Below are 24,899 nucleotides of genomic sequence, written 5' to 3' on the forward strand. Positions count from 1 at the left end.
GCGTTGGCGCGCTGGTTGGGAAGGTACGCCCATGCTCACGGTAGTTCACGACCAGGATTCCTCCAACGAGGACGCGTGCGGGTCGCGGTCGTTGCTCGATGAGATCGTCCGCGACGGTGCCCGCCAGATGCTGGCGGCGGCGTTGGCCGCCGAGGTCGCCGCCTACATCGACGCCCATGCTGGGGAGGTCGATGAGAACGGGCATCGGCTGGTGGTCCGCAACGGCTATCACCGCGAGCGTGAGGTGTTGACCGCGGCGGGTGCGGTGACGGTGATCGCGCCGCGGGTCAACGACAAGCGTATCGACGCCGATACCGCTGAGCGGCGGCGGTTTTCCTCGGCGATCCTGCCGGCGTGGGCGCGTAAGTCCCCGCAGATGACCGAGGTGCTGCCGCTGCTGTATCTGCACGGCTTGTCGACCAGTGACTTCGGTCCCGCGTTGGAACAGTTCCTCGGCTCGGGTGCCGGGCTGTCGGCCACCACGATCACTCGGCTCACCGCGCAGTGGCAGGACGAGGCCAAGGCCTTCGGCGAGCGCGATCTGTCGGGCACCGACTACGTGTACCTGTGGGTCGACGGCATTCATCTCAAGGTCAGGTTGGAGCAGGAGAAGCTCTGCTTGCTGGTGATGATCGGCGTGCGTTCCGATGGCCGAAAGGAGCTCGTTGGGCTGGCCGATGGGTATCGGGAGTCGACCGAGTCGTGGGCCGATCTGCTGCGGTCGTGTCGACGCCGCGGGATGACCGCCCCGGTGCTGGCTGTCGGTGATGGTGCACTGGGCTTCTGGAAGGCGATGCGCGAGGTGTTCCCGGCTACCCGCGAGCAGCGATGCTGGTTCCACAAGCAGGCCAATGTCCTTTCCTGCCTGCCCAAGTCAGCCCACCCCGGTGCGTTGGCGGCGATGCGGGAGATCTACAACGCCGAGGACATCGACCACGCACAGGTCGCGATCAAGGCCTTCGAAGTGGACTACGGGGCCAAGTACCCCAAGGCGGTCGCCAAGATCGTCGATGACGCCGACGTGCTGCTCGAGTTCTACCGCTACCCGGCCGAACACTGGATCCACTTGAGAACGACCAACCCGATCGAGTCGACGTTCGCCACCGTCAGGTTGAGAACCAAGGTCACCAAGGGCCCCGGATCACGCGCGGCCGGAATTGCCATGGCCTACAAGCTGATCGACGCCGCACAAGCCCGCTGGAGGGCCGTCAACGCACCACACCTGGTCGCCCTGGTCCGCGCCGGCGCGGTCTTCCACAAGGGCAAGCTACTCGAACGGCCCGTCGACATCACACCACCCGAACCGGCCGAATCAGCCGAAACGGAGGTCGCCTGAAACACCCCAATCCACAGGTCTTGACAATTCCTCTCGATGGCCGCGATGTTGGCGTGCGCGCGGGCTTTGGTCCCGCTGGGGACTCGGGTATCGGTGCTGGGTGGGAAGTCGGTGGCCGTGCGGTAGCTATCGGGCACGGGTGCAGGGGCTGCTGGGGCCTCGGCCGCGGCCTCGGCGGTGACCGAACCCTCGGTGCTGGCGGTCTCCGCACCGGCCGAGGGGGCGGCGATGGCCGCTAATGTCGGGGTTGCGGCTGGTTTGGTGACCGGTGGAAGTGCCTGGCCGCCAGGGTCGATGTCGCGCGGATCGGTGGGTTGGTCGACGACTTCGTCGAACAGTGACGGTTGTGCGGCTACCTTTCGGGCAGACCGTCGTGGCGCAGATCGGCGAGGATCAGCGGGGCCAGTGTCGCGGCCAGCGGGTCGTCGGGATGGCTGGGCAGCGGCAGGTGTTCCTCGGCGCGGGCCGCCAGCAGGTAGCCCGCCTTGATCCGAAAGACCGCCGAGAAGTCCGGGGCCGGCCACACTTCCGCGACCAGGCCCTCGATCTGCTCGGTCGGCTCGAGGCGCAAGGCGCTGTGAGTCCATCGCTGCTGCCACGGCACCTGGAGGCGATCCGGCAGTGTCGTCTGCGACGTCGGTGGCTCGCTCGACTCGTCGTCCTGTGGGATCTTCTCGTAGAGCTCCTGGCTGAGCACGATCTCCATCGCCTGTGCTCGCGTCGTGTTGAGCAGGCCCACCTTGGTCAGGTAGTCCGGGTGCTGGCCGTGCTCGGTGTGCCACTGCCGCACTGCCTGCTCGCCCATCTGCGCTGCCAACTCCGCCACCTGACGGCTGATCCGGTTGGCTTCGGCCTCCAGGAACCGGTCCCGCTGCTGCGGGGTCCACTGGGACGGCAACGTCAGGTGCTGGTCGTAGATGTTGTCCACGATCTCGCGTATCTCCGGGCTGGTCACCGCTGCCTTCCCCGTCGAGGATGCTGAACAGATCCGGCTGGTTCGGATCTGATGCGCGTTTGCCTGCCATATTGTCCTCTCCTGGGCGATGGTGTCGGGATCCGGGTAACCGCGGGCGGTCAGAAAGTGCCGCCAGTTGCGTTCAGCGATGGCCTTGCGGCGGGCTAGTGCCGCGGCCGCTCGGGACTGCTCAGGTGTCATCTCACCGACCGGAGCACCCGAGGGCGTTTGGCTGGGTTGGTTGCATTGACCATGACTTTGGTGACGCTTCGGCGTTGTCGGGCGTCCATGCACCGCAGGCGGGCAAGCGCGGTGCGCATCGGTTCGGTGGTTCGACGCTGGCTGCATGCACGTTGGGCCTCGTCCCAGGCGGCGTCGTCGCGGTCCGCGCCGTGCAGGGTTGCGCTGGTGGCGTGCACCCAGTGTGAGCCTTGTCCGCTGCCGCCGGCGGAGGCGGCAAGGATGAGGCTGGCCAGTGGTTCCAGAGCGATGCTGCACCAGAGCCTGCTGCCGGGGTCGGAGATGGTTGTGCGGGTGAGCAGTTGGTCTGCCATGCGAAAGGCGTCCGCGGGCGCGACGATGCGCGCGAGTGGGTCGCGACGTAGGGCAAGTGTCAGGCGCCGGCAGATGGTGGGGGTGTCGGTGTTCATGGGTGATGGTTCCTTCCTTGGTGGTGTGGGCGGCGCTCCTGGCGCATGGGCTCGGTCGCTAGTCGCTACACGGTCGGAAACTGACTGGGTAGGTGGATGGCCGCAGGTTGGTGCTATTCGTCGTCGTCGCCCGGTGGGCGGTAGTAGCGCAGTGCGACTCCCAGCGCGAGAAAAAGGAACGCCATGAGCCCGTAAAGCGCCCATTCGTGGGACTTCACAACAGCGTTGATCAGGTCGTCGTTGATCAGTTCGTCCATTGCTGAATCTCCTTGTCAGTCAGTTCGGATGCACTGGGCAGTCGGTGTGATTGCCGTCGGATATGCACACGCAGGCGGTCACGTCGAACGCCGCCAGCGCGGCTACGGGAAATGCTGGGCGCCAGCTGGTGTGCCGGTATTCGCATGTCCGCGGGTCGCACTCTTTGCAGCCGCAGCAGTGAAAGGTGCCGTCCTCTTCGTTCGGTGCGTAGTAGACGAAGTCGTATCCGTCGCCGCCGGGCGCGGTGCGGCAGGCGAGGACTTGGACGCCGTTGGCGTCGACGATTCCGAGGTCGGGCCTGATGCCTGCCTGGTTCATCTTTTCGACGTAGCTCTCCAGGTCGGTCTCGGTGTCGAACGTGATCATTTGAGGTGTCACTTTGGTCTGCATGGCTTCTCCTGTGTTTCGCCCACGATTGGTTTGTGTTCGGTTGTGGGGCGGCGAATTACCTGTAGATCAGTGAGATCGGGAACGCGCCGGGCGTGCTCTCTTTGATGTCGTCGCCGGTGTCGGTGTCAATCCAGAAGCGCCACTCAGGCTTCGGCGCGATCAGGACCGCCCATCGGTGATGGACATCGTCGGCGGTGAGCTGGGCATCCTCGGGATCCCGGCCGTACAGCTGGATGTCGAATTCGTTTGCCTGTCGGGCGAATTCTTCGTCCCTGTGGTGGCCGTAGGTGTAGAGCATGTCGCCGTCTTCGTGCTCGATGAACATGTAGTGGTGCTCGGCGTCGTACTCGGTGTCGAAGTCTTCGGCGGTCAGTGGGGGATGAACTGTGGTCATGGTTTTCACTCCTGTGGTCGTGTGCTCCGATAACGGGGGCGCGGGATGTGGTGTTAGAGCGTTGGTGATGGCAGATCGGGCATGTCTTCGTCGGTGCGCCAGGTCCATACCGGCAGGCCGGCGATCGAGTCATCACCGTCGGCTTCTGCGGCGGCGGGGCGGTCGATGAAGGCGGCGACGGCTGGAGTGGTGTCGGTGAAGATTAGGGAGGCCATGGGCGTTGCGCTGCCGTTGTACGACAGGACTTTGCGGAATGAGCGCTCCTGCTCGATGGCGGTATTGAGCAAGGTGCGGTCGGCGTCGCCGGTGAACGGGATCCAGTTGTGATCGGTGGTCATCAGTGACAGTTGTTCGACGTTGGCGTATCCGGCACGCGACACCGAGAACGTGCAGATCGCTAGCAGGCGCACGTCGCCGGCTTCGGCCATCTGCCAGTGTTCGAGCTCGGTGGCGAATCGTTTGGTGAGCTTGCGGTGTAGGTCTTCATCGATGAACCAGGGGTGCCCGGGCTGGTGCCGGACTTGCATCTTGTATCCGTGGTTGGCTGGCTCGATCGCCTTGACCTCGCCGATCCCGATGAGCAGGCGGGCGGTCTTTCCGGGTTGACGTCGTGCTGGCGCCCATGCCTTGATCCGGCGCTGCTCGATCTCTGTCTTGCGGGCTGCCGAGAACGGTTCGGGCACAAACAGAGACGGGGCGAGAGGGTTCTTTCGGACAAGCTTGCCGTCGACCGCTGCACGCAGACGTTGGTGAACGACTGCCCAGGAGCGGTGCCCGGTGAATGCGGCGTGCCACGTTGTCAGTTCTGCCTCGTCCCACAGGTAGTGCAGGACAGCTCGTAGCGACAGCTTGTTGCCGTCGCTTTGAACGGTGTCTGATGGCGAACCGGATGGTTCGGGGGCAGAGCGGTTGCCGGACTTCGACAGTGAGAATCCCAGCCGCAGGGCTGTGGTGCCGTCGGCGGGGTTGTCCACGATTGATTGGTCGGCAACAGCTCCATAGCCGGAGAGCTCGTGGGGCGGCAGCCACGAGCGGCACCGATGGTCGTGGGCAGCGGCCGTTCCGGGCATCCGCTTGACGATGAGGTTGTGGCCGGCTGCGGCGATGTACATCTCCACGCCTGGGGACTGGCACAGGCATAGCGGTCGGTGCCGGGCGGCTTTCGCTCGGCTAAGTGCCTGTTGGGCCTCTGGGGTGTGGACGTCGTCAACCACGTCGCCGTCAACGAAGAACGGGGTGGGTATCGTCGTTGCCATCGGTTCTGTGCTCCGTTTCAGATGGACCGCTTGGTAATCGCGGGGTGACGCGGCCAGCTAGTCGATGGGGCCGGGTTGGGGTGCGGCGTGATCGCGAAAGTAGGCAGCGACGTCGATGCGCGCGGTGTTGACCTCGAGGCCTGCCAGCGACAGCAGCAGCCCGCGGCGCAGCGCGGCCGGAAGACGGTCCCAGCAGGTGTCGCACGGGTGGTCGGCATCGGTGACTGTGCGTCCGCAGCCTCCAGGGCACCGTGTCTGGACGGTCTGTTCCAGTGGCGGCGGGAAGGCGGCGTTGTGAGAGCCCGGCACGGCGACGTAGGAGGTGGTCCAGCGGATCGGATGTCCGCATATCCGGCACGGCGACCGGTACGGGAGCAAGGCAGTGACTGGCATCGGTCAGACCTCCTGAGAGTGACGAATATCGTTGTGGGATAACAGTTCTGCTGTTCCGCTAGGCTGTGGGCAGTGCAACTGCAGGCACATTTGATCGAGCCGCCGGGCTGCGGTTTCACAGTGGCGTTCATCGAGCTCGACGCCGATCGCCCGGCGTCCCAGGTTGCGGGCGGCTACCAGGGTCGTTCCTGACCCTGAGAAGGGGTCAGCGACCACTCCTGGCGGCGCGAACAGGAGGAGCTGCTCGAGCAGGTCGAGGGGTTTGGCATGGGGATGGCCGTAGCGGTAGGCCGGTGAGGACGGGCCGGCTACCCATGACCGGCTGGTCAGCACACTGGTGCGCCCGCCGACGGCCGAGGGCCAGGGGCCGGTGAGGTAGATGGCTTCGACGTCGCGGCGGAATCCACCTCGGGCGCCGCGTATTCCAGCGTCAGCCGCTTTGGCGTAGATGAGGCACTGGACTGCGTTGCGGGGCTGAGCTACCAGCAGGTCACCGAACACGATGCCAGGCCGGGGCCCCCACGCTGTCAACGCTGTGTCGCGTGTGCCGGTGTCGCGGTCACCGGCGATACCTCCGTGGCATCGCCGAGGCTGCCCGTGACCGTCGGCGTTGGTCAGTCCACTTCCCGAGCGCCAGCGCCGCCCATAGGGCGGATCGGTGACCAGTACGTCGGCGGTGAGCCACTCAGTGAATTCCTGTGCGTCACCGTGATACAGGGTGACGTAGTCGTCGCGGTAGTACGGGGTCGTCATTGTGATGGTCCCGGGGATTGCGGGGTGATGTTGGTTGCCGACGGGCGTGCGGCGGCGTTGGCGAGGTCACGTCCCGTGGAGTGGTGTAAGAGCGGTCGCGTGTCCGCGTGTGGCTCTGTGGTAGCCACTATGCCGTGAGAGCGGCTGTGGGGGCAATGGTTTCGGCACTTTGGTCACTGACGTCGAGCAGAGCGAGGCTGGTCTCGGAGAGGTAGCGCTTGTCGGCGACCTGCCATTCGTCGTGGGCCTCAACGAGTACCGAGCCGGCCAGCCGTAACAGCGCGGCGGGGTTGGGGAACACGCCGACGACGTCGGTGCGGCGTTTGATTTCCTTGTTCAATCGCTCCAGTGGGTTGGTTGACCAGATCTTTTTCCAGTGGGCCACCGGGAAGTCGGCGAAGGCGGTGATGTCGGCGGCGGCCTCGCGCAACATGGTTTCGACCTTGGGGAACTGGCGGCCGAGCATGCCGGCGATGGTGTCGAGTTGTTCGCGCACGTGCTCGGCGTCTGGCTGGGCGAAGACGGTGCGGATCGCGGCGGCGACCATCTCTGCGGAGCCCTTGGGCACTTGGGCGAGCACGTTGCGCAGGAAGTGCACTCGACACCGCTGCCAGGCGGCCCCGATCAGCACGGCGTCAATGGCACTGCGCAGTCCGGCATGGGCATCGGAGATGACCAGTTGGACTCCGGCCAGACGCGGGATTTCAACGACCGCAAAAACGCGGTCCAGAACGCCCCGTCCTCGGAGTCTCCGACCTCAAAGCCCAGTACCTCGCGGCGCCCGTCAGCGGCCACCCCGGTGGCGATGACCACCGCCTGCGACACCACCGATGATTCACCCGGGCCTTGCAGTAGGTGGCGTCGAGGAAGACATACGGAAAGCGCTGATCACCCAACGGCCGGTCCCGGAAGGCCGCGACCTCGGTGTCGAGGTCTTTGCAGATCCGGCTGACCTCGCTTTTGGAGATCCCGGTATCGGTACCCAGTGCCTTGACCAGATCGTCGACCTTGCGGGTGGAGGTGCCGTGCAGGTAGGCCTCCATCACCACCGCGAACAAGCACTGATCGACCCGGCGACGCCGCTCCAACAACGCCGGGAAAAATGACCCGGTGCGCAGCTTGGGAATCCGCAGTTCCAGGTCCCCTGCGACCGTGGACAGCGTGCGCGGACGCGAGCCGTTGCGCTGATTGGAGCGGGTCTCGGTGCGCTCATGGGGAGAAGCCCCGATGAACGCGGTCAACTCCGCGTCGATCAAGGCTTGGTAGATCGTTTCGGCGGCTTGAGTGATCCGCTCACCGGCATCGGCGGTGCGCAGTGCGTCGAGCACCTCCAGCAAGGCAGACTGGTCCAGGGCCATCGCGATGTTCCTCTCGGTAGTGATTCTTGGTCGTTTCACCACAGAGACTCACGCGATGGCCCTCTTACGTCAGGGACCGACACGCCGCCATCACTTACACCACTCCCCGGGACGCTCCCCGTTGGCGACGGGCTGGGCGTGTTGCCAATAGATTTCAGTAGTGCCGTCTTTGGTGAGCCTCTGGACGTGACCGCGGCTGTGAAGTGTGCGCAGGGTGCGATAAACCTGCTCGGCGACCAACTGGGTGGTGCGGTTCTTGTTGACGTGACGGCGAATAGCGCTGGTGCTCAGCGGCTCGCCGGCGTTGGACAAGACGGCGAGTATCTCCTTGTGCCGTTCGTTGAGCGGATGGCGGGGATTGATGGTCACCATTGCGGCCGCCGAACCGGTTGCGACTGCGCCACCGGGATCAGACCATGGTGGCCGCTGAGGTGGCCAGTGCTTCGTCCGTAGCGTGTTCGGTACCCGTTGAGCGGTTTGGGGAGCGTCGTGGCAACGGCATCCGTGTCGATGCTTCTTTGCGCAGCGTGTTCGCTGCCGGGCCGTTGGCGGGCTGGTGCGCTGCTGGCATTGTTGGGAACGGGACCGCCTGGGGCACAGGGCATACCGCGGCGTGAGACGACTCCGGGCGGTATCTGCATCCTCCACCACGGCAGGGGCTTGTTACGGCCACAGCACGGGCACGGATTGCCGATGTGGGCCGTTGAGTCGACGCGGCAGTACCCGCAGGGCCACATTGTGGTCCCGGAATTCGCTTCGCCCGATGTGCCGGCGTGTGGTCTTGGGGTCATGAGGCCACTCGCAGTGATGTCGCGCCGGGGTGCAGGCAGTGACCATCCCGGCACAGCGGAGTGCACAGGCGGATCTGCCAACCCGTGAGCGCTGATGCCAGCCGCACGTTGGACCCGCGTGTGCCGATGGCCCTAGCGAACTGCGTTGGGCCAAAGCTGCGGTCCTCGGCGTCGAACACCATTCGCGCAACGCGTCCGGGTGAATCGATGATGTCCACACTCAAGGGGTGCGCTCCGCGCGCGACGATCGCGTGGGTGAGGTAGGTCTCGATATGCGCTGAGTATGCGACGATCCCGATGTTGTCCATACCGAGTTGATCGGCGATCGTGCGGATGCGGCGGCCTCCTGCCCCGATGCACACACCCGTGGCGCTGACGCCGGGCTGCTCGGTGGTCACTGCAACCTTGGATCGGGTGCCGTCGATGGCCACGCGCACGATTTGGACGATGTCGAACGCGATTTCAGGCACGTGCCGTGAGAGCACGTCGATCACGTCGGCTTCGCTGGTATCGGTGCACCGGTCGAATGTGTGCGGGGACATTGGATGGAGGGCTCCTTGTCGTTGGTGACCTTCGCGACCGCTCGTGGCCGGGATGTGGTGGCTGTGGTGTGTGCGCTGGCGGGAGCTGGTCATGATGCCGCCTCCCCCAGCGCGTCTTGCAGGGTCGGCGGGCCGGCGTGATCGCCGCTCGGGGATACCGGTGTATCGGTCGGGTTGGCGTCGTCGTGGAAGTCCAGGGCGGCGTCGCGCAGGCGGGTGCGTAGCGCGAGGTCGAGATAGTCGGCTTTGATGTCGATGCCGATGTAGCGGCGCCCGGCGCGTTGAGCGGCGAGCCCCGTGGTTCCTACCCCGTTGCAGGGATCGAGCACGGTGCCGCCGGGTTTGCAGCCGGCCATTACGCATTTTTGAGCCAGTGCCGGTGGCATGACGGCGAAGTGCGCGTGGGGAAAGGCTGTCGTGCTGATTGACCACACGTCGCCGGGGTTGCGGCCTAAGGGGGTTGAGGCGAATGCGCTGAAACGCCCTGGAAATCCCGGAGGCTCCTGACCTTGGAAACGAGGATGCAGGTATGCCGAAGGAACAGTCGCCCGGGAAGCCGACGACACGTCGATACAGTGCCGAGGAGAAGGCCGCCGCGGTGCGGATGGTCCGCACCTTGCGCGCGGAGCTGGGCACCGAGCAGGGCACAGTGCAGCGGGTCGCTCGCCAGCTCGGCTACGGAGTGGAATCGGTGCGCACCTGGGTCCGTCAGGTCGACATCGACGAAGGCCTGGCTCCTGGGGTGACGACCTCGGAGTCGAAGAAGGTGAAGGAACTCGAACAGGAGATCCGAGAACTCAAGCGTGCCAACGAGATTCTGAAGCGAGCGGCAAGTTTCTTCGGGGCGGAGCTCGACCGCCAACACAAGAAATAGTCGATTTCATCGACGACAATCGCGGGGAGTTCGGGGTCGAGCCCATCTGCACGGTCCTGCGCAGCGCAGGCTTGCAGGTGGCCCTGAGCACCTACTACGACGCCAAAGCCCGGGTCCCATCGGCGCGGGCCCTGCGCGACGCCGTCCTCGGGCCGGCGTTGTGCCAGCTCTGGAAAGACAACTACTGCGTCTATGGGGCCCGCAAACTCTGGAAAACGGCTCGTCGCGATGGTCATGACGTCGGTCGCGATCAGGTGGCCCGGCTGATGCGGGCCGCAGGCATTGAGGGGGTCCGGCGCGGCAAACGGGTGCGGACCACCAAAGCTGACCCAGCCGCGGCGCGGCACCCGGACTTGGTGCACCGCAACTTCGCCGCGGCTGCCCCGAACCAGCTCTGGGTGACCGACCTGACATTCGTGCCGACCTGGGCCGGGGTGGCCTACGTGTGCTTCATCATTGACGCACACTCGCGGATGATCGTGGGGTGGCGGGTGGCTTCGCACATGCGGACCTCGATGGTTCTCGACGCGTTGGAGATGGCGCGTTGGTCACGCGGAACTACATTGCAGGACTTGATATGTCACTCAGATGCCGGGTCGCAATTCACGTCCATTCGCTACGGCGAGCGGCTCGCTGAGATCGGCGCAGTCCCGTCAATTGGGACCGTTGGAGATAGTTTCGATAACGCTCTCGCGGAGACAGTCAACGGTTACTACAAGGCCGAGCTGATCTACGGGCCGGCTCGAAGCAGACCGTGGAAGACCGTCGAGGACGTAGAACTCGCCACCCTCAGTTGGGTCCACTGGCACAACACCAGCCGCCTGCACAGCTACCTCGGCGACATCCCACCCACGGAGTTCGAAGCCGCGTTCTACGATGCATACCGGACCGACCAACCCTTGATCGGAATCCAATAGCCCGAGCCTCCGGGAAACCCAGGGCGCTTCAGCGCCGATTCCCACGGTGGCCTTGCCACCGCGGCCGTGTCGCATCGGCTCTCCGAGGTCTTTGCGTTGTGCCCACGTCTTGGCGTCGTTGCGCAGGGTCGCCGGTTCCCGGATGGCGTCGAGGTCGAACCAGTACCGGGGTGACTTTGTGAGCAGGAAGAGGTACTCGTGACGTGAGGAGGGTCGATCGGTGACACTTTCGGGTTTTGCGTTGGGTTTGTCCCACACGATGTCGCGGCGCAGGATCCAGCCGTCGTCTTGCAGCGCGAATGCGACTCTCCACGGAATTCCGAGGAGCTGCTTTCGGCCGAGTGTGGTGGTGGTGTTGATTCGGCCCGGCATGGCATGGGGGCGGGAACGCCCGGAGGTCGGTCCAGCTGAGGCGTCGGCGCGGGTGCTGTAGGTATCGCCGAGGTTGAGCCACAAGGTGCCGTCGTCGGTGAGGACACGTCGCAGTTCAGTGAACAGGTCTCGCAGGTTGTTCACGTATTCGGCGGGAGTGCGCTCGAGGCCGTATTGTCCGTCGGTGCCGTAGTCGCGAAGGTTGTAGGGCGGGCTGCTAACGATGCAATCTGCTGAGCCGCTGGGTAATTGGCGTGCGACGTCGAGGGCTTTGCCGTGATAGAGCGTGACCTGTTTGTCGCAGAAATACGGTGTCAGCGACTGGCTGCTCGCGGGGTCGTCACCGTGTAGATGAGTCATCTGGCTACCACGCGGTCCGGTGCATGTGTCGACGGCGACGTGCGGTGAGCAGCAGCGCAAGATTGTCTGCGGCCTGTGGCGGTGGTGTGGGCTCGGCCGGTCGGGTTTGGACTGTTCGAGTGTTGTTGCAGTTCGTGGCGATCATGTGCGGTTTACCTTTCACCCGATGCACGTCACGCTGACGTGGCGATGTTGTTGAGCGCATGGGGGTTTGACGTCTGCTCGACGCCCTCGGGGGTGTTGATGGTGCGCAGGATGGCGTTGCCGACGACGGAAGACGCTTCTTGCAGGAGCATGTGGCCCGCGTCGGGCAGGTGGATGTGGGTGGCACCGCTGATGGAGGCGGCCATTTCCTCGGAGTGCGCCGGCGGCGTGAGGATGTCCGCTCCCCCGCTTATCACCGTGGTGGCGGCGGCGATGGTTGGCAGCAGGTCACGTTGGTCGAAGGTTTTGAGGGAGTGCAGAAATCCCAGAGCGGTGGATATGGGCGTCGATCGGAAGGCTTGGCTCAGCGACGCCGAAATCGTCTTGTCGTGGGTGACGAGCTCGCACAGGGGGCGTGCGAGGCTGTGCATGAGCCGTTCGCTGACGATGCGCGGCATATGTTGGGCCAGGCCTATGGCGGTATCGATACCCGGCACGGCCAGGAGGCGTGCCAGCCCGTGCTCGGTGAGGTTGCCCGCCGCGGTGGCGACGAGGACCAGCCCGTCGGGCCGCACGGGTTGCTGGTCGACGGGACGCGCGAGATAACTAAACGCCGCGATGCCCCCCATGCTGTGACCTGCAAGGGTGAGGGGCCCACTGACCTGCAGAGCAGTAAGAACTTCGGCCAGATCCTGAGCGAGACGTTCGGGTGTATAGGTGTGCAGTGGTGCGCCACTGGATAGCCCGTGTCCTCGGTGGTCGTATTGGATGACTCTGATGCCGTCGCGACGTAAGCGCTGCGCTGGGCGGTACCAGGATTGTCGGGTGAGACAGAGGCCGTGCAGGAGAACAACGGTGTGGGTGACCGCCGATTTTGGGTATAGGTCCGAAACACTTAGGGCCACACCGTCGCTGGTCAGTACGGTGTTGCGTTGGCGTCGCTGACTGGCGCTGGCTGGTACTGCGTCGTAGAGCGTCGACGTCGGGAGAGGAGTCATGGGTGTGCCTCGCTTCCGTTTTCCCCGCAGCCGCCAGCGCCAAATTGCCTCCAGGGCACGAACCGGTAGGTTCCGTTGAGGTTTGGGCACCAAAAGCCCCAGTCCCGTATGTGACGGCCAGTGACGATTACTGACAGGCAGGGGGTTTCTCGGCCCTCGGCGTCTCGGAGCAGGCGCACGCTGTGGCGATGCTGTGCGCGACGTACGGCGATGCTGCCGCGGCGTCGGGTGGTGACGCCACCCGGTTCGACTTCGTGGTAGGAGCCGCGCAGAAGTAGCGATGCGAACCACCACGGGTGGTCGTGGCAGGTCGGATCGTCGGATGCGATGAACCGGTGCAGGTAGATGTTGCAGTGGCGGTTGCGCGGGATGAGATACCAACGTTGCAGATAGGGTGCGCTGTTGTTGGTGATGACCTGGTGAGGACGGCCGCTGAGAAGTACCTTCAACCAACTGCCGGGATGAGGTGTGCTTACGGTGGCGCTCACGATGCTTTCCCCCTGACGCTCAGTCGAATTCAGGTGTATGGCCGCCACGCTTACAGGCCTTGGGGCGCGCGGTCACGGCACGGTCCTGAGGGTGTCAAGGTGGTGCATGCTCACTGCGGCGCCGAGTTGTGGTGCCGCAGTGGCGGGCGGAGGCTGGGCTGGCAGCCTCGGCGGCTGAGGCTGGTCGACGGCCAGCCACACAGCGGACAGGACCAGCAGCGCGTACAGCGCCATGAGGATGGCCGTGGTGATATGTCGGCTGCGCGTGGCAGTGGTTGGCCGCCGGACAGTGTTGATAGATGCGGACGTCGCAGTCACGATGACTCCTCCTCTTTTGTGCAAGCGGAAGTGCTGGGGGGCAATGCATTTGTGCGGATCAAGTTGCTCCATGGCGTGCGCCGCAGCCCCAGAAAGCCACTCCCCCGCACCGGGAGCGCGAGTCGGGCGGGATGGTCAAACACCCAGTGGTAGATCGGCGAGCCTTGCGTTGGTTCGGCACCCCAGGGGCGACAACAGTCGTCGGTGGCGGGGTGGATGTCGGTCAGAACCGCGGCTCCAAGCCAACCCTGCTGGCGGGTGTGCCACGAAGCGTCCAGACCTTCGCGCCGAGCGGCGCTGACTCCTGTGTCATCGACTCGCGCCCCGGCGATCAGCAAAACCGGGCCTCGATACAGGGTTGTCCATGTGCGGTTCTCGACGTTCTTCCCGCCGAGTTCGCGTGGTACCAGCAGAAGCGAGGCCCAGGGGCGTCGCACCGTTAGGCCCCAGCCGTGTCCATACCGGCGGCCGGCAATGATGTCGGGGTCGGCGAGGTCGGCCAGAACATCGCGGTGGCATGGCTGACCATGGCCGCAGGTGCAGCGCAGGTCGTGCCCGCGCAGCTGGGCACTGGCGGCGATAAGGTCATTGCGGCCGGCCAACCAGACTGCGTAGTCTACGACTGCGGCGGCTCGCTGTTGCCAGTTGGCCCCGGTGTCCTTGGGCTGGAATGGGTTACGCCATAGCGGATCGGTGGCCAGCTGTCGGGGTTCGAGGGCAGTGAGATCGTTGTGGATGCCAGTTGGCCAGTACGGCGGCCGTGACTCGTGCGTGGAATGTGCCTTGTGGAGGTTGGCTGCGGCGGTCATGGCTTGTCCTTGGGCTGCATTGACGGCTGCGGGGCCGCAGGCAACGCGAACACAGCGTTGAGCGTGTCGATTTCCTGCCGCGCGGCGCCCTGTGTGGTGAGCTGCCAGGCAAGGTCGCGGCCGCACGAGGGAATCGGTTCCACAAGGTTCTCGGCTCGCATCTGCTGCAGCGCGCGGTAAACGTGCTCACGCAGTGGAGCTGCTCGGACGGTGAACCCTTCGACAGGAATTGGGGCGGCGAATTCCCGCAGCCGTCTCGTGGTCAGGGGTTTGTTGGCCGCTCTGAGCTGGGCGAGCAGGTCATCGCGGAGCATCTGGCTACGTGGCGACGGGCTAGGCACCGGCCTGCTCCATCCGGGCGATGGGATCGGCGTGGGCCTGGGCCACGTGGTGGTCAACGCTGGCGTCGACGAGTTCTTGGAGTTGTTGGCGGCGTTCGCGCAATGTGCGAGCGTGTCGACGTCCGGGAAGCGCAACTCCGGCGAACACACCGTCGGTGACGCGCATGTCGAGGGCGAACTTGGCGCACTTGGTCAGCACCGGGCAGCTCGCGCAGATTTTTTTGGCGTCTCGTCGGTTGATCTGCTCGAACCAGAATTCGGGGTCCACTGCGGTGGAGGGCTGTCGGCACAATCCTGGATCGAGCTCGTGCGGTTTGACCGTGGTGTGCGGGGGTTGCAGGGCGGTCACTGCGGGAGAGGTCGTGAACAGCGTGGGCTCGTTGGGTTCCTGCGGCGCGTCGATCGCGGTGACCGTCACCACCGAGGTGTCGAGTTCGTCGCACATTCGGCAGACCGTCTCGAGGTTGTCGAGATGTTGGTGGCATCCGCGGCCTCGGACGTTGCCCGAACGAGGAATCTCCAGGTGCCGCACGACCAGGTCTTGAGTCGGATCAGCTGATGTCGCCTGGCATCCACACCGGGTGCATGTGTGTTGGTCGCGATGCATGGCTGCGAACCTGGCCAGATCCCAATTGTGGTTGACAACGAACACTCGTGCGCATTCGTCACCGCAGAAGCCCGAGCCAGCATCGGCGATGGCAGCCCCGCATGTCCCACACCGACCGCGCTGGCGGAAATGTGGGGCAATGGCGCAATCGCGAACCTTGGCTTCGTAGATCCAGAAGCGGCTGGGCTCGACCGAGAGATTCCAGTCGCCCGCCTCGGGGTCCGTGGGTGATGCGGCCGATGATCCGACAACACTAAGAGGCATGTTGTGTACTTCCCTTCCAGATTCTGTACACATCTGCTGAGTCAAATGATGACTGATGTTGACTGTAGATCACAGTCACGACAGTTGTCACTAGTTTCGTGGCGATCCGCCAATGTTGACTGTCTCAACACCCAGGAATTCCTGCCTGACCACAGGCCCGCATGCAGGCATCACCACCACGTCACCGTGTGAAGAAAACGCCCAGAACTGCGGATATCACCCGTAGCGCGCACCCTTTCGGCCACCATTCACATCGCAACAGGCAGCGATGGCGGCGATCACGCCAGTCAACGGCGAACACGCCTGGGTCGCCACAAAGTCACCATCACCCAGTCTCCAAAGATAGAAAAGATGATGTTGTTAACGGTCATCACCTCGGCAGCGAGTGACGATGATTCGTCATCTCGCTGTCGTGAGTTACCGCAGATCAGTCACACTGGGGCCTATATTCATGACAACCGTGCAGCGTCCTGCGCGTCACGTCGCCGATGAGGAGGGAAGTCAACCGATGCCCGCCGGCCGACTCAACGCCAGCGAGGAGTCGCGCGAGGAAGCACTGGCCCGTATTGGGGACGCTGTTCGCGAGGCCCGACTGACGTTGGGCATCAGCAGCCAGGCCGCGCTGGCCGAACGCGCCGGCGTGGTCACCAACACCGTGGCTTTTCTAGAGCGCGGTCAGAAGATGCCGTGGATGGCCAACCGCCGCAAAATCGAAAGTGCGCTGAATTGGCCGGTGGGCTCCCTGACTGCGATGCTGCATGAAGGCGCACCTGCGCCGACGCAGCGGCTGCAGCCGGTGCCGACGACCACTCCGCAGCCAGAAGAGCCGACACCACCGGCAAGCGGTGAGTTGAGTGGTTGGGTGCTCAATGCAGCGCTGCGGGTGACAGAGATGGCGGCCACGATCGCTGACATCGCCGCGCGCTACAGCGCAAACGCTCCTGAGGCTCAGGCTGTACTCGCCGAACTCAGCAGTCAGACAAACGCACTGGAGCAAGTTCTCTCTGCAGGCCTCGTCGACGCCCTAACAGGCGCCGAATCGGACGAAGTGGTAGATCAGCTGTACGCCGTGATGACACAGATCCGCCGCAGCCGCAAGACCTTTCGCAGCCTCACGCCGCAAAGCGACGCGCAGTAAACGACGACGGCATCGGCGAAATCTTTATCGGCACACCAGTTTGTTGTGCCTCGATGACCTCTGTCGGGCTGATCGCCAACATCACATGCCCGGGACCGCGGGAGTCCATCGAATTCGACGGGAAGATGGCATCTCCGGCTGTCACGTCACCAGGTGCGACGGGTAAGCCCTGTTTGATCTGGCTGTACGTGTCGGGACCGACTGTGATTCCCACCTGTGCGTAAGCCCACTGCACAAGACCTGAGCAGTCAAAAGCATTCGGCCCCTTTGCACCCCAGACGTAGGGGCGGCCAAGCTTGGTCAGCGCAGCGCGTACCGCTTGTTGAGCGGCCGGTCCTCCTCCGGAGCCAACCCGCGCTTGCGGGGAGTCGTTGCGACCTGCCGGAGCCGTTCGGTCATTCCCGCCGCCGAGAAGGCCAGTGAGGCGCGGCACCGACAACCCGGGAAGTCCGCCGCCGCTTCCTCCGCCGCCGAAGCTGGCCGGGCTGAATCCGCCGCCGCCGGACATCGGCATCGCGCCGCCGCGCGAAGCACTGGGATAGCCCGCGCCGGCGCTGCGGATCATCTGGGCGAGAGCGATATTGCGTTGTTCGGATTGCAGGAGTCGGCCGCGCATCTGCATCAACCGTTCCTGCAGGTGGTTGACCATCTCCACCTTGCCCGCCTGGGTATTGGTTGCCGGCGCGATCGCCGCCACTCCCCTACGCGCATCATCGACCACACCATCGGCACCACTACGACCCTGACGCGCTTGCGCCCCACCCTCGGCTACCCCAGCACTCGTGCCCTGATCCGCCCGAGACGTCGCATCCAACGCCTGCGTGGACCCCCGAGCCTGACCGCGATACCCATCACCGGCCTGACCGTTGAACTGACCACCAGACTCGGCAACCGCCGAATCCACCCGCACCCGCGCGTTATCCAAACTCGTCGCCGAATTGAACCCGGCACCCACCGGCGCCGGCCCGTACAACGACCGCCCCTCCCCCAGCGCTCGACCAGCCTCCGAAACGAACGCATCAAGGGTCATACGCCCGCACCGTAACCCCACAACCCGCACAACACCCACCACCAACACATAAACACAGCGAACTGACCGACAGGCCAGAGCGCTCTCGGCGGCATGTCGGCGTCGTCGACTATCCTGAAGTGAACGGATTGAGGGTGGTGACAGGGTGACTGAGGCTCAGAAGACGCAGCGACGGATCAAGGCTGTCCGCGCGATCCGCCGCAGCTCGGAGCTGGAGGGCTCGCGCAGCACCGACGCCACCCGCGCCGACCAGGTCGCCTACGCACGCGGCTCGATCACCGCGGCCGAACTCACCGATCGCGTGCGCCGCCGGTACAACGTCCAGTAGTCAGGCCGGGAGTTGCCACACCCCTGGGACACTGGCGATATCGAACGCAACTGGCAGGGCTATTTCGTCCCCGGCACGAGCATTCTGAGAAACCGGGTCGGAGCCCGCACAGCCGACGAACTTCGGGACGCGGAGAACGACCTCGTCGAGACCCGCCTGATCGAGCTACGCGAAGATCCCAACCTAGTGGGACACCGCTCATACGATCTCGCCTACCTGCAACGCATCCACCAGCACCTCTTCCAGGACGTCTACCAGTGGGCCGGAGAACTGCGCACTGTCGGCATCGAAAAGGGCGGCGAGTCCTTCTGTCCTCCGGGCAACATCAACCAGGCAATGAACCACGTCGTCGACGAGATCCACCGCCACAACAAGCTCAAGGATGTGCCCACCGCAGAACTCGCCCCCACCATCGCGTACCTATACGACTACGTGAATTTCGCCCACCCGTTCCGTGAGGGCAACGGCAGGTCCACACGCGAGTTCTTCGACCTACTGCTCTCCGAACGCCGCGCCGGAATCGACTGGGAAAAGACCGATCTCGCCGAACTGCACGGTGCCTGTCACGCCGCACGAGCACAATCCGACCTCAGCGGGTTGATCGCGATGTTCGCAAAGATCCTTGACGACGAGCCAGCATACGACTTCTGATGGTGTATCGGTCTGGCTTGGCGTCAACAGTCAATCATCATCATCAGGCGGCCGTGAGTTCTTCGTACATGCGGGTCGCGGGCGCGAGTTGGCTGCGAATCTCAGACAGGTAGGCCTGGCGGCCGTTGGCGAACGCGGCGTCAGCGGAGTTCTCCCCTGGTCGCTGCTGCAACCAGAAGATGTTCTTCCAAATGTCGGAGCTGGCACCCGGAGATGCGCGCAGTTTGTCGAGACGGTTGAAGAACTCGTCGATCGCGGTGTTCGGGTCGTCGCGCCCCGGATATCCAGAATCTTGCTGGTAGATGTTCTTCCAGAGCCCGTTGGGACTGACCGCCCGGGGACTTAGGGCGCTTTCTTGCATGCCGGTTGAGATGCACGCGATGGCCTCATGGGCGTTGTATCCGCGCTTCTTGGCCTGCGCGATGATCGCGGCCGCTACTTCGCGTGGACTTGAGTCGGGCCGCAATGTGCCGATCGTCGCACGTAGCGCTCCGATGGGTGAATTCCGCTCTGCGCCCGGCGCTGTGGTGCGGTTGACGGCGTTGAACAGTCCTGCCAGACGTGGCATCGACAGCCCTGAGCCCGAGCCGCCCCCGCCGCCGAAGCCGGCTGGACTGAACCCGCCACCGCCTCCGCCGGACATCGGCATTCCTGCTCCGCCTGACGTTGGCCGGTATCCAGCTGAGGCAGCGCGGATCATTTGCGCCAACGCAAGTTGGCGTTGTTCGGATTGCAGGAGTCGGCCGCGCATCTGCATCAACCGTTCCTGCAGGTGGTTGACCATCTCCACCTTGCCCGCCTGGGTATTGGTTGCCGGCGCGATCGCCGCCACTCCCCTACGCGCATCATCGACCACACCATCGGCACCACTACGACCCTGACGCGCTTGCGCCCCACCCTCGGCTACCCCAGCACTCGTGCCCTGATCCGCCCGAGACGTCGCATCCAACGCCTGCGTGGACCCCCGAGCCTGACCGCGATACCCATCACCGGCCTGACCGTTGAACTGACCACCAGACTCGGCAACCGCCGAATCCACCCGCACCCGCGCGTTATCCAAACTCGTCGCCGAATTGAACCCGGCACCCACCGGCGCCGGCCCGTACAACGACCGCCCCTCCCCCAGCGCTCGACCAGCCTCCGAAACGAACGCATCAAGGGTCATACGCCCGCACCGTAACCCCACAACCCGCACAACACCCACCACCAACACAAAAACACAGCGAACTGACCGACAGGCCAGAGCGCTCTCGGCGGCATGTCGGCGTGTTTGCGTTCGCCAAGTCGGAAAGATTGCGCCGCCGATCCGGCAGCGGTCCCGCCGTTGACACCGACTGATCGCGACGCTGCGGCAGGATCTAGTGGAGGCCGAATGCTCTTGTGGCGCAGATGGATTCATGCTCTCAGTTCGCCGCTAGAGACATGGCACCCAACAAGGGTGGGGCAGTTTACCGCGGTAAACTGCCCCACCCTTGTTATTTCAGAACTTTGCGCAGATCGCTTGCTAGCGTCCGCGCACCCGTTTCGCCGAGGTAGTCGCGCAACGCTAACGCGAGGCCTCGCGGCTCCGCATCGAACTTCCGGAGTGCCTTGGTCACCGCCCGAACAGGAGGCCCAGCTTGCTCGCTGCCCTGTTCGGACTCCGTGGGTTCGGAAGCGCCACTCCCCCGCTGCTCATCGCGTTCGTCTGCCGCGGATCGCCAGCGAGCCACCTGTTCTTGCCTGGGGATGCGGGCAAGGGACCGCGCCTCGCGCACAGCCAAATCGCCTTTCCGTACTTCTTCCTGCAGTTCCGGGGCGAGGTTGAGCAGGGCTCGGCGCTGCGATACCCACGCCTTACTCTTCTTCAGATGCGCAGCCGCGGCATCGGCACTTCCGAACTCGTCGACGAGCTGCTCGACGGCCTTGGCTTCCTCGATGACGTCGAAGCCGCTGCGGTCGACGTTCTCCGCGATGACGGCCGTCAACAGCGTGCCGCGGTCTTTCGCGAGTTCGTCTTTGATGACGATATCGAGTTCTGGCCGGCCGAATTTGTGGGCGGCCGCCAGGCGCCGGTTCCCGATGATGACGACCCACCTCGCGGGGATCTTCGCGTCCGGGTACAGCTTCTCGTAGGCCGCGCGGCTTACCGCGACGACGGGTTGGAGCTGGAATTCGACGATCGAAGCGAGCTCATCGAGGTCGCCAACGGAATCGCGCGGGTTGTGCGGGTTGCCGACGAGGTCACGGAGAGGGACCGACCGGGTTAGACCGGATCTCGGTTGCAAGCCGCCGTCACCGGTAGTTCCGTCAACTGACGATTTGTCGCCGACCGCATCGATCAGGCTGTCGAAGGAGCGCACTCCGCCTTTGGGTCGCGTGGCACGCGGCGATGGCTGCTCGGACTGGTTTGGGGTTCCGGTAGCCATGATCAGACCGCCTGCGCCGACATTGATGCCGCCAAGGCGGCGATCGACGATTCAGGGGAGTCGCCTAGTTCAGGTTCGAGCGACAGGCCGGTGATCTCTTTGGCGAGTTTGTAAAAATCGTCGGCCGCTTTGAGGGCTGGATCTTTCCTCTTCTCATCTGCCTCGCGACGCTGCGCCTCGCTGAGAGTGTTCGCGTACTCGGTCACCACGACGCCGTCGCTGGATGCATTGGTGTGGATCAGGTAGCGACGGATCACCGTTTCAGCTAACGGCCAGCCAAACGACTTCACGAAGTCTTTCGTCGCGTCGAGCCATCCCTTGCCGTCGCGAGTGTTCCAGTTGTTGATGACGACGGTGAAGGGGAGCCCACGTGGTTCGAGGAGCTTGCGAATGGTTCGTGCTGTCGGATCGAAGCACAGCGGTTCGGTCATCATCGGGACGATCACATGGTCACTGACATCGAGCACCGTCCGGAGTGCGTCGGCGGAGTATCCGATACCCAGGCCGTCGGCCGCTCCGTCGGGATCGACGTCGAACCAGCCCGGGGTGTCGACAAAGACGTAGTCGATTCCGGGCAAGTTGTTGAGCTGGCGGATCCACTCCAGCGGATCGTCGTGAGCCTGGATGAGGTGGAAGTTGAGATCGTCAACGCGGCTGGCCCACCACTGAGCCGACCCCTGCGGGTCGATCGAAATGGCGGCCACGCGCGACTGCGCATTGGCGTCGACGCGACCGCGTAGCAGGCTGATCAGTTGGATCAGTTGGGCTACCACGGCGGCGAGATTGACGACGATAGTGCTCTTGCCAACCCCGCCTTTCTGATTGACAACTGCGATGACGCGAGTCATGGGGGAGACCTCCGGTTGCTTCATCCGCGAGCGCGGACTACTACGTCGAGACAGACCACCAAAGAGTACGGTTTGTGCCCGAAATTGGCGTGTCGACACGCTGAACATCGGATAGAAATTGATGCAGTTTACCGCGGTAAACTGCACCACCCGCAGGGGTGGAGCTCAGGTCGCGAGACGCGGGCGGGTACGTGTAGAACGTTGCGCGAAATGCGGTCTGACCTGCTGCAATAGCTATTTCGCGATGCAGTTTACCGCGGTAAACTGCATCGCAACGACCGCCGTGGGGCGGCGGCATTGCCTGGCTTAGGGCCGGCGTATCGCATCCTTCACATCACTCGCCCACGGGCGCGGGCCCGTTCGGTTGGAGGCCAACTTGGCATCCGATCATCAACCGACTCGGGGTGGCGTTCACGCGGTCGACGCGGCTATCGAGCAGCGTCTGCCGGCACCCCTTGTCGGGCCCAGATGGATGGGGTTGCGACGCAGGAATGGCTCTCGCCCACGATCCTGTGTCGAGCGCCTTCGGGGGCTACTCCGGCAGCGAAGGGTTCGCCCCCTGTTCACGCTTGGGGGTGTAGACGCTTGGGGGTGTAGACGAGTGGGCAACGATGGCCCGGTGGTGCTCGTGTGTCTGAGATGGCCCCGTCGCCAACTCTGGCGTGTAGCCCGGATAGGGCGCGGTCCGCGCGGTTGTGGCGTGTACGGCGAACGGGGTGCGCTTCTTTCGTTGCCACTTGGGACACTCGGGCGGCCGGGTCCGAAGCGACGTCGCGCAATGCCTGGCGACCCCTCGGGGGAGAATGCTAGGCGGCAGCCCACTGCGTTCTCGCCGTGTCGTGCGGTCCACGTATGTGGCAAGGCCGTATGACGCGATTTGGGAGACTCTATTTCGATGGTGGGCGCGGCGGGGTGTCCGGCTCGACGAGGCGCCGGGCCGGTGCGCGCGGCGGGGTGTCCCTGTTCAAATCCCGCGGAGTACCGGAACTACGCCAGTCGCTACACAGGCGTTGGGAGAAGCCTTGTCGGCTGCCAGGTGAAAGGGACCACTTCAGAGCTGGTTTTGCCATGAGCATGGGACCACCTGTTTGCCATTGATGGGACCACCTGACTGGCTGTTTTGCCAGTTATGGGACCACCCCGGCGTGGCGTGGGTTCTTCCGGTTGTTGGGCCGCTGTATTGGCCTGATGAGCTACCGGGAGGTATCGGTGATCGAGATCGTGGAAATGCTGCGGCTGTGGCTGCAGGGGTTGGGGTTGCGGGAGGTGGCCCGGCTCTCGGGCACCGATCGTAAAACGGTGCGACGCTACGTCGACCGGGCACGGGCCTGCGGGCTCGACCGTGACGGCGGAGACAGTCAGCTCACCGATGAGCTGCTCGCGGCGGTGATCGCCGAGGTTCGCCCGCACCGGCCGACTGGCAAGAGCCTTGCCTGGGAGACGATCGCCGCTGAGCATGAGCAGATCAAGGCGTGGCTCAAAGACGGGTTGACGTTGACCAAGATCCACACGCTGCTTGGCCGCCGGGGTGTGGTGGTGTCGTATCGGACGTTGCACCGTTACGCCACAACTGAATTGGGATTCGGGCGGCGCCAAGCCACGGTGCCGGTGGCCGACTGCGAACCCGGTGCGGAGGTGCAGGTCGACTTCGGCCGCCTCGGTCTGCTCATCGATGCTGGTGATGGGCGGCGCCGGGTGGTGCACGGGTTGATCTTCACCGCGGTGTATTCGCGGCACATGTTCGTCTGGCCCACCTACCGCCAGACCCTTAACGATGTGATCGCCGGGTTCGAAGCGGCGTGGGTGTTCTTCGGCGGGGTGTTCGCGGTGGTGATCCCCGACAACATGAAAGCCATCGTCACCACCGCACACGCGACCGAACCCCGGCTCAATGACGCGTTCCGGGAGTATGCCCAGGCCCGCGGGTTCGCTGTTGACCCGACGCGGGTCCGCAGCCCCAAAGATAAGCCGCGGGTAGAACGCATGGTGCAGTACGTGCGGTCGAATTTCTATGCCGGAGAACACTTCCGGGATCTCGGGGATTGCCGGGAACGGGCGCGGCTGTGGTGTGCGCAGACCGCCGGGTTGCGGATTCATGGCACCACCCGGCTGCGCCCGGCCGAGGTGTTCGCCGCCGAGGAACTCCCTGCGCTGGGACCGGTGCCTGAGGATGTGTTCGACATCCCGGTCTGGACCCATCCCAAGGTCGCCTCAGACCGGCATGTGCAGATCGCCAAAGCGCTCTACAGCGTGCCCGGCGAGTTGGTCGGCAAGCGGATCGAGGCCCGCACGGATGCGCACGCGGTGAAGCTGTACTGGCGTGGTGAGTTGATCAAGGTCCACCCCGTCATGGCCCCGGGCCGGCGGCACACCGACCCCGCTGATCTGCCCGCGCACGTGTCGGTCTATGCGATGCGCGACATCAATGCGCTGCAGCGCAAGGCTGCTGCCCACGGCACCCACGTCGGCACCTACGCCGCCGCCGTGTTGGAACACCCGCTGCCGTGGACCAAGATGCGCCAGGTCTATCGGCTGCTGGGGCTGGTGCGCCGCCACAGCGCCGCCGCCGTGGAGGACGCCTGCCGGCGTGCCTTGGATGCCGAAGTCATCGACGTCGGACTGATCGAGCGGATCGTGACCCGCGGCGGCGGTGAACAGATGCCCCTGATACCGAAACCACCCGGGGCGGCGTCCAGGTTCGTGCGGGATGGCTCCGACTTCTCGGTCCGCAGGCCCTCATGAGCCCGGCCCGCCCCGATGCCGTGCCGGCGGTCAAACCGATCGAGGTCTCCGGCGAGCTCAAAGCGTTGATGCGCCGCCTCAAACTCGGTCAGCTGCTCGACACCCTCCCGGAGCGGCTGGCGCTGGCCCGCACCAACCGGCTGCCGCACCACGACTTTTTGGAGCTGTTGTTCGCTGATGAGGTCA

Annotated in this window: 25 protein-coding genes, 4 pseudogenes and 1 other annotated feature; of the genes and pseudogenes, 7 read left to right on the forward strand and 22 right to left on the reverse strand. The window is 64.5% G+C overall.

Translation table 11 applies throughout. From position 1 onward, the window contains the following. Positions 1–31: 31 nt before the first annotated feature. On the forward strand, positions 32–1,336 hold the full coding sequence (locus NF20_RS14915; RefSeq protein ID WP_011724019.1) for an IS256-like element IS666 family transposase: 1,305 nt from the start codon (positions 32–34) through the stop codon (positions 1,334–1,336). Positions 1,337–1,688: 352 nt separating this feature from the next. Here NF20_RS14915 and NF20_RS14920 read toward each other — a convergent pair whose 3' ends face one another. From NF20_RS14920 to NF20_RS28255, 12 genes and pseudogenes are all read right to left on the reverse strand, one after another. Then, on the reverse strand, positions 1,689–2,492 hold the full coding sequence (locus NF20_RS14920; RefSeq protein WP_255343238.1) for a hypothetical protein: 804 nt from the start codon (positions 2,490–2,492) through the stop codon (positions 1,689–1,691). Continuing rightward, positions 2,489–2,941 (reverse strand): hypothetical protein, encoded by a 453-nt coding sequence (locus tag NF20_RS14925; RefSeq protein ID WP_155947458.1) that lies wholly within the window; start codon positions 2,939–2,941, stop codon positions 2,489–2,491. The genes NF20_RS14920 and NF20_RS14925 overlap by 4 nt, the downstream gene beginning before the upstream one ends. A 113-nt stretch (positions 2,942–3,054) precedes the next feature. After that, positions 3,055–3,198: a hypothetical protein gene (locus NF20_RS27260; protein WP_155947459.1), complete on the reverse strand. Its 144-nt coding sequence runs from the start codon at positions 3,196–3,198 to the stop codon at positions 3,055–3,057. Between the two features lie 19 nt (positions 3,199–3,217). Beyond that, positions 3,218–3,589 carry a hypothetical protein gene (locus NF20_RS14930; RefSeq protein ID WP_207558516.1) on the reverse strand — a complete coding sequence of 124 codons (372 nt, stop codon included), beginning with the start codon at positions 3,587–3,589 and terminating at the stop codon, positions 3,218–3,220. A gap of 55 nt (positions 3,590–3,644) precedes the next feature. Next, positions 3,645–3,983, reverse strand: a complete 339-nt coding sequence (locus NF20_RS14935; protein ID WP_033711092.1) for a hypothetical protein — start codon at positions 3,981–3,983, stop codon at positions 3,645–3,647. Positions 3,984–4,036: 53 nt separating this feature from the next. Further along, positions 4,037–5,239 (reverse strand): DUF1173 family protein, encoded by a 1,203-nt coding sequence (locus tag NF20_RS14940; protein ID WP_033711088.1) that lies wholly within the window; start codon positions 5,237–5,239, stop codon positions 4,037–4,039. 57 nt (positions 5,240–5,296) lie between these two features. After that, positions 5,297–5,632 (reverse strand): hypothetical protein, encoded by a 336-nt coding sequence (locus tag NF20_RS14945; RefSeq protein ID WP_155947460.1) that lies wholly within the window; start codon positions 5,630–5,632, stop codon positions 5,297–5,299. 3 nt (positions 5,633–5,635) lie between these two features. Then, complete coding sequence (locus NF20_RS26420) at positions 5,636–6,385, reverse strand: DNA methyltransferase (protein WP_081759524.1); 750 nt, start codon at positions 6,383–6,385, stop codon at positions 5,636–5,638. 127 nt (positions 6,386–6,512) lie between these two features. Then, a pseudogene (locus NF20_RS14955) lies at positions 6,513–7,743 on the reverse strand (IS256-like element IS1245 family transposase). A 90-nt stretch (positions 7,744–7,833) separates the two neighbouring features. After that, positions 7,834–8,115 carry a winged-helix domain-containing protein gene (locus NF20_RS14960; RefSeq protein WP_033717329.1) on the reverse strand — a complete coding sequence of 94 codons (282 nt, stop codon included), beginning with the start codon at positions 8,113–8,115 and terminating at the stop codon, positions 7,834–7,836. A gap of 415 nt (positions 8,116–8,530) precedes the next feature. After that, complete coding sequence (locus tag NF20_RS14965) at positions 8,531–9,076, reverse strand: hypothetical protein (RefSeq protein WP_050594185.1); 546 nt, start codon at positions 9,074–9,076, stop codon at positions 8,531–8,533. 176 nt (positions 9,077–9,252) lie between these two features. Beyond that, a pseudogene (locus NF20_RS28255) lies at positions 9,253–9,537 on the reverse strand (DNA methyltransferase); the annotation flags it as partial. Between the two features lie 68 nt (positions 9,538–9,605). On the opposite strand from NF20_RS28255, the gene NF20_RS14980 reads away from it, so the two are divergent. Continuing rightward, positions 9,606–10,867 (forward strand): IS3 family transposase gene (locus tag NF20_RS14980; RefSeq protein ID WP_085989547.1). Its coding sequence is split into 2 segments (ribosomal slippage): positions 9,606–9,909 and positions 9,909–10,867, totalling 1,263 coding nucleotides; the frame shifts between segments, so codons are not numbered across the junction. Continuing rightward, positions 9,905–10,036: a sequence feature (AL1L pseudoknot), on the forward strand. (Overlaps the previous gene by 132 nt.) Positions 10,868–11,044: 177 nt before the next feature. Here the strand turns inward: NF20_RS14980 and NF20_RS26430 are convergent. The 6 genes and pseudogenes from NF20_RS26430 to NF20_RS27700 form a co-directional block, all read right to left on the reverse strand. After that, positions 11,045–11,599, reverse strand: a pseudogene (locus tag NF20_RS26430) (DNA-methyltransferase); the annotation flags it as partial. Between the two features lie 173 nt (positions 11,600–11,772). Continuing rightward, positions 11,773–12,741, reverse strand: a complete 969-nt coding sequence (locus NF20_RS26435) for an alpha/beta fold hydrolase (RefSeq protein WP_081759527.1) — start codon at positions 12,739–12,741, stop codon at positions 11,773–11,775. Beyond that, the gene (locus NF20_RS26440; protein WP_081759528.1) at positions 12,738–13,229 is read right to left on the reverse strand and encodes a hypothetical protein; all 492 of its coding nucleotides are present in this window, start codon (positions 13,227–13,229) and stop codon (positions 12,738–12,740) included. Before NF20_RS26440 ends, NF20_RS26435 begins: the two co-directional genes overlap by 4 nt. A gap of 314 nt (positions 13,230–13,543) precedes the next feature. Further along, positions 13,544–14,356, reverse strand: coding sequence for a DUF4326 domain-containing protein (locus tag NF20_RS26445; RefSeq protein ID WP_081759529.1), 813 nt, complete (start codon positions 14,354–14,356; stop codon positions 13,544–13,546). Further along, positions 14,353–14,670 (reverse strand): hypothetical protein, encoded by a 318-nt coding sequence (locus NF20_RS14990; protein ID WP_033711378.1) that lies wholly within the window; start codon positions 14,668–14,670, stop codon positions 14,353–14,355. Before NF20_RS14990 ends, NF20_RS26445 begins: the two co-directional genes overlap by 4 nt. Before the next feature lie 19 nt (positions 14,671–14,689). Next, positions 14,690–15,142, reverse strand: coding sequence for a WhiB family transcriptional regulator (locus NF20_RS27700; RefSeq protein WP_033711377.1), 453 nt, complete (start codon positions 15,140–15,142; stop codon positions 14,690–14,692). Positions 15,143–16,019: 877 nt separating this feature from the next. Here NF20_RS27700 and NF20_RS15000 point away from each other — a divergent pair. Beyond that, positions 16,020–16,706, forward strand: a complete 687-nt coding sequence (locus NF20_RS15000) for a helix-turn-helix domain-containing protein (RefSeq protein WP_155947463.1) — start codon at positions 16,020–16,022, stop codon at positions 16,704–16,706. Here the strand turns inward: NF20_RS15000 and NF20_RS26455 are convergent. Next, entirely contained in the window at positions 16,681–17,736 is a 1,056-nt protein-coding gene (locus NF20_RS26455; protein WP_081759530.1) for a C40 family peptidase, read from the reverse strand. The two genes, NF20_RS15000 and NF20_RS26455, sit on opposite strands and share 26 nt — an antisense overlap. 145 nt (positions 17,737–17,881) lie before the next feature. Between NF20_RS26455 and NF20_RS15005 the strand changes: the two genes are divergently transcribed. Both NF20_RS15005 and NF20_RS15010 read left to right on the forward strand, forming a co-directional pair. Next, positions 17,882–18,064, forward strand: coding sequence for an antitoxin VbhA family protein (locus tag NF20_RS15005; protein WP_033710484.1), 183 nt, complete (start codon positions 17,882–17,884; stop codon positions 18,062–18,064). Positions 18,065–18,076: 12 nt separating this feature from the next. After that, positions 18,077–18,715: a Fic/DOC family protein gene (locus NF20_RS15010; RefSeq protein WP_033717330.1), complete on the forward strand. Its 639-nt coding sequence runs from the start codon at positions 18,077–18,079 to the stop codon at positions 18,713–18,715. Positions 18,716–18,758: 43 nt separating this feature from the next. Here NF20_RS15010 and NF20_RS26460 read toward each other — a convergent pair whose 3' ends face one another. From NF20_RS26460 to NF20_RS15025, 3 genes are all read right to left on the reverse strand, one after another. Then, positions 18,759–19,880 carry a hypothetical protein gene (locus tag NF20_RS26460; protein ID WP_155947464.1) on the reverse strand — a complete coding sequence of 374 codons (1,122 nt, stop codon included), beginning with the start codon at positions 19,878–19,880 and terminating at the stop codon, positions 18,759–18,761. A gap of 310 nt (positions 19,881–20,190) precedes the next feature. Further along, positions 20,191–21,123 carry a ParB/RepB/Spo0J family partition protein gene (locus tag NF20_RS15020; protein ID WP_050593650.1) on the reverse strand — a complete coding sequence of 311 codons (933 nt, stop codon included), beginning with the start codon at positions 21,121–21,123 and terminating at the stop codon, positions 20,191–20,193. Positions 21,124–21,125: 2 nt separating this feature from the next. Continuing rightward, the gene (locus NF20_RS15025) at positions 21,126–21,971 is read right to left on the reverse strand and encodes a ParA family protein (RefSeq protein WP_081759533.1); all 846 of its coding nucleotides are present in this window, start codon (positions 21,969–21,971) and stop codon (positions 21,126–21,128) included. Between the two features lie 1,188 nt (positions 21,972–23,159). Here NF20_RS15025 and istA point away from each other — a divergent pair. Both istA and NF20_RS15035 read left to right on the forward strand, forming a co-directional pair. After that, the gene (gene istA / locus NF20_RS15030) at positions 23,160–24,713 is read left to right on the forward strand and encodes an IS21 family transposase (RefSeq protein WP_033711544.1); all 1,554 of its coding nucleotides are present in this window, start codon (positions 23,160–23,162) and stop codon (positions 24,711–24,713) included. Further along, positions 24,710–24,899 (forward strand): annotated as a pseudogene (locus NF20_RS15035) (ATP-binding protein); the annotation flags it as partial. The gene istA and the pseudogene NF20_RS15035, both read left to right, overlap by 4 nt.

The sequence above is a fragment of the Mycobacterium sp. MAC_080597_8934 genome, from assembly GCF_000523975.1.
GTDB lineage: Bacteria > Actinomycetota > Actinomycetes > Mycobacteriales > Mycobacteriaceae > Mycobacterium > Mycobacterium avium.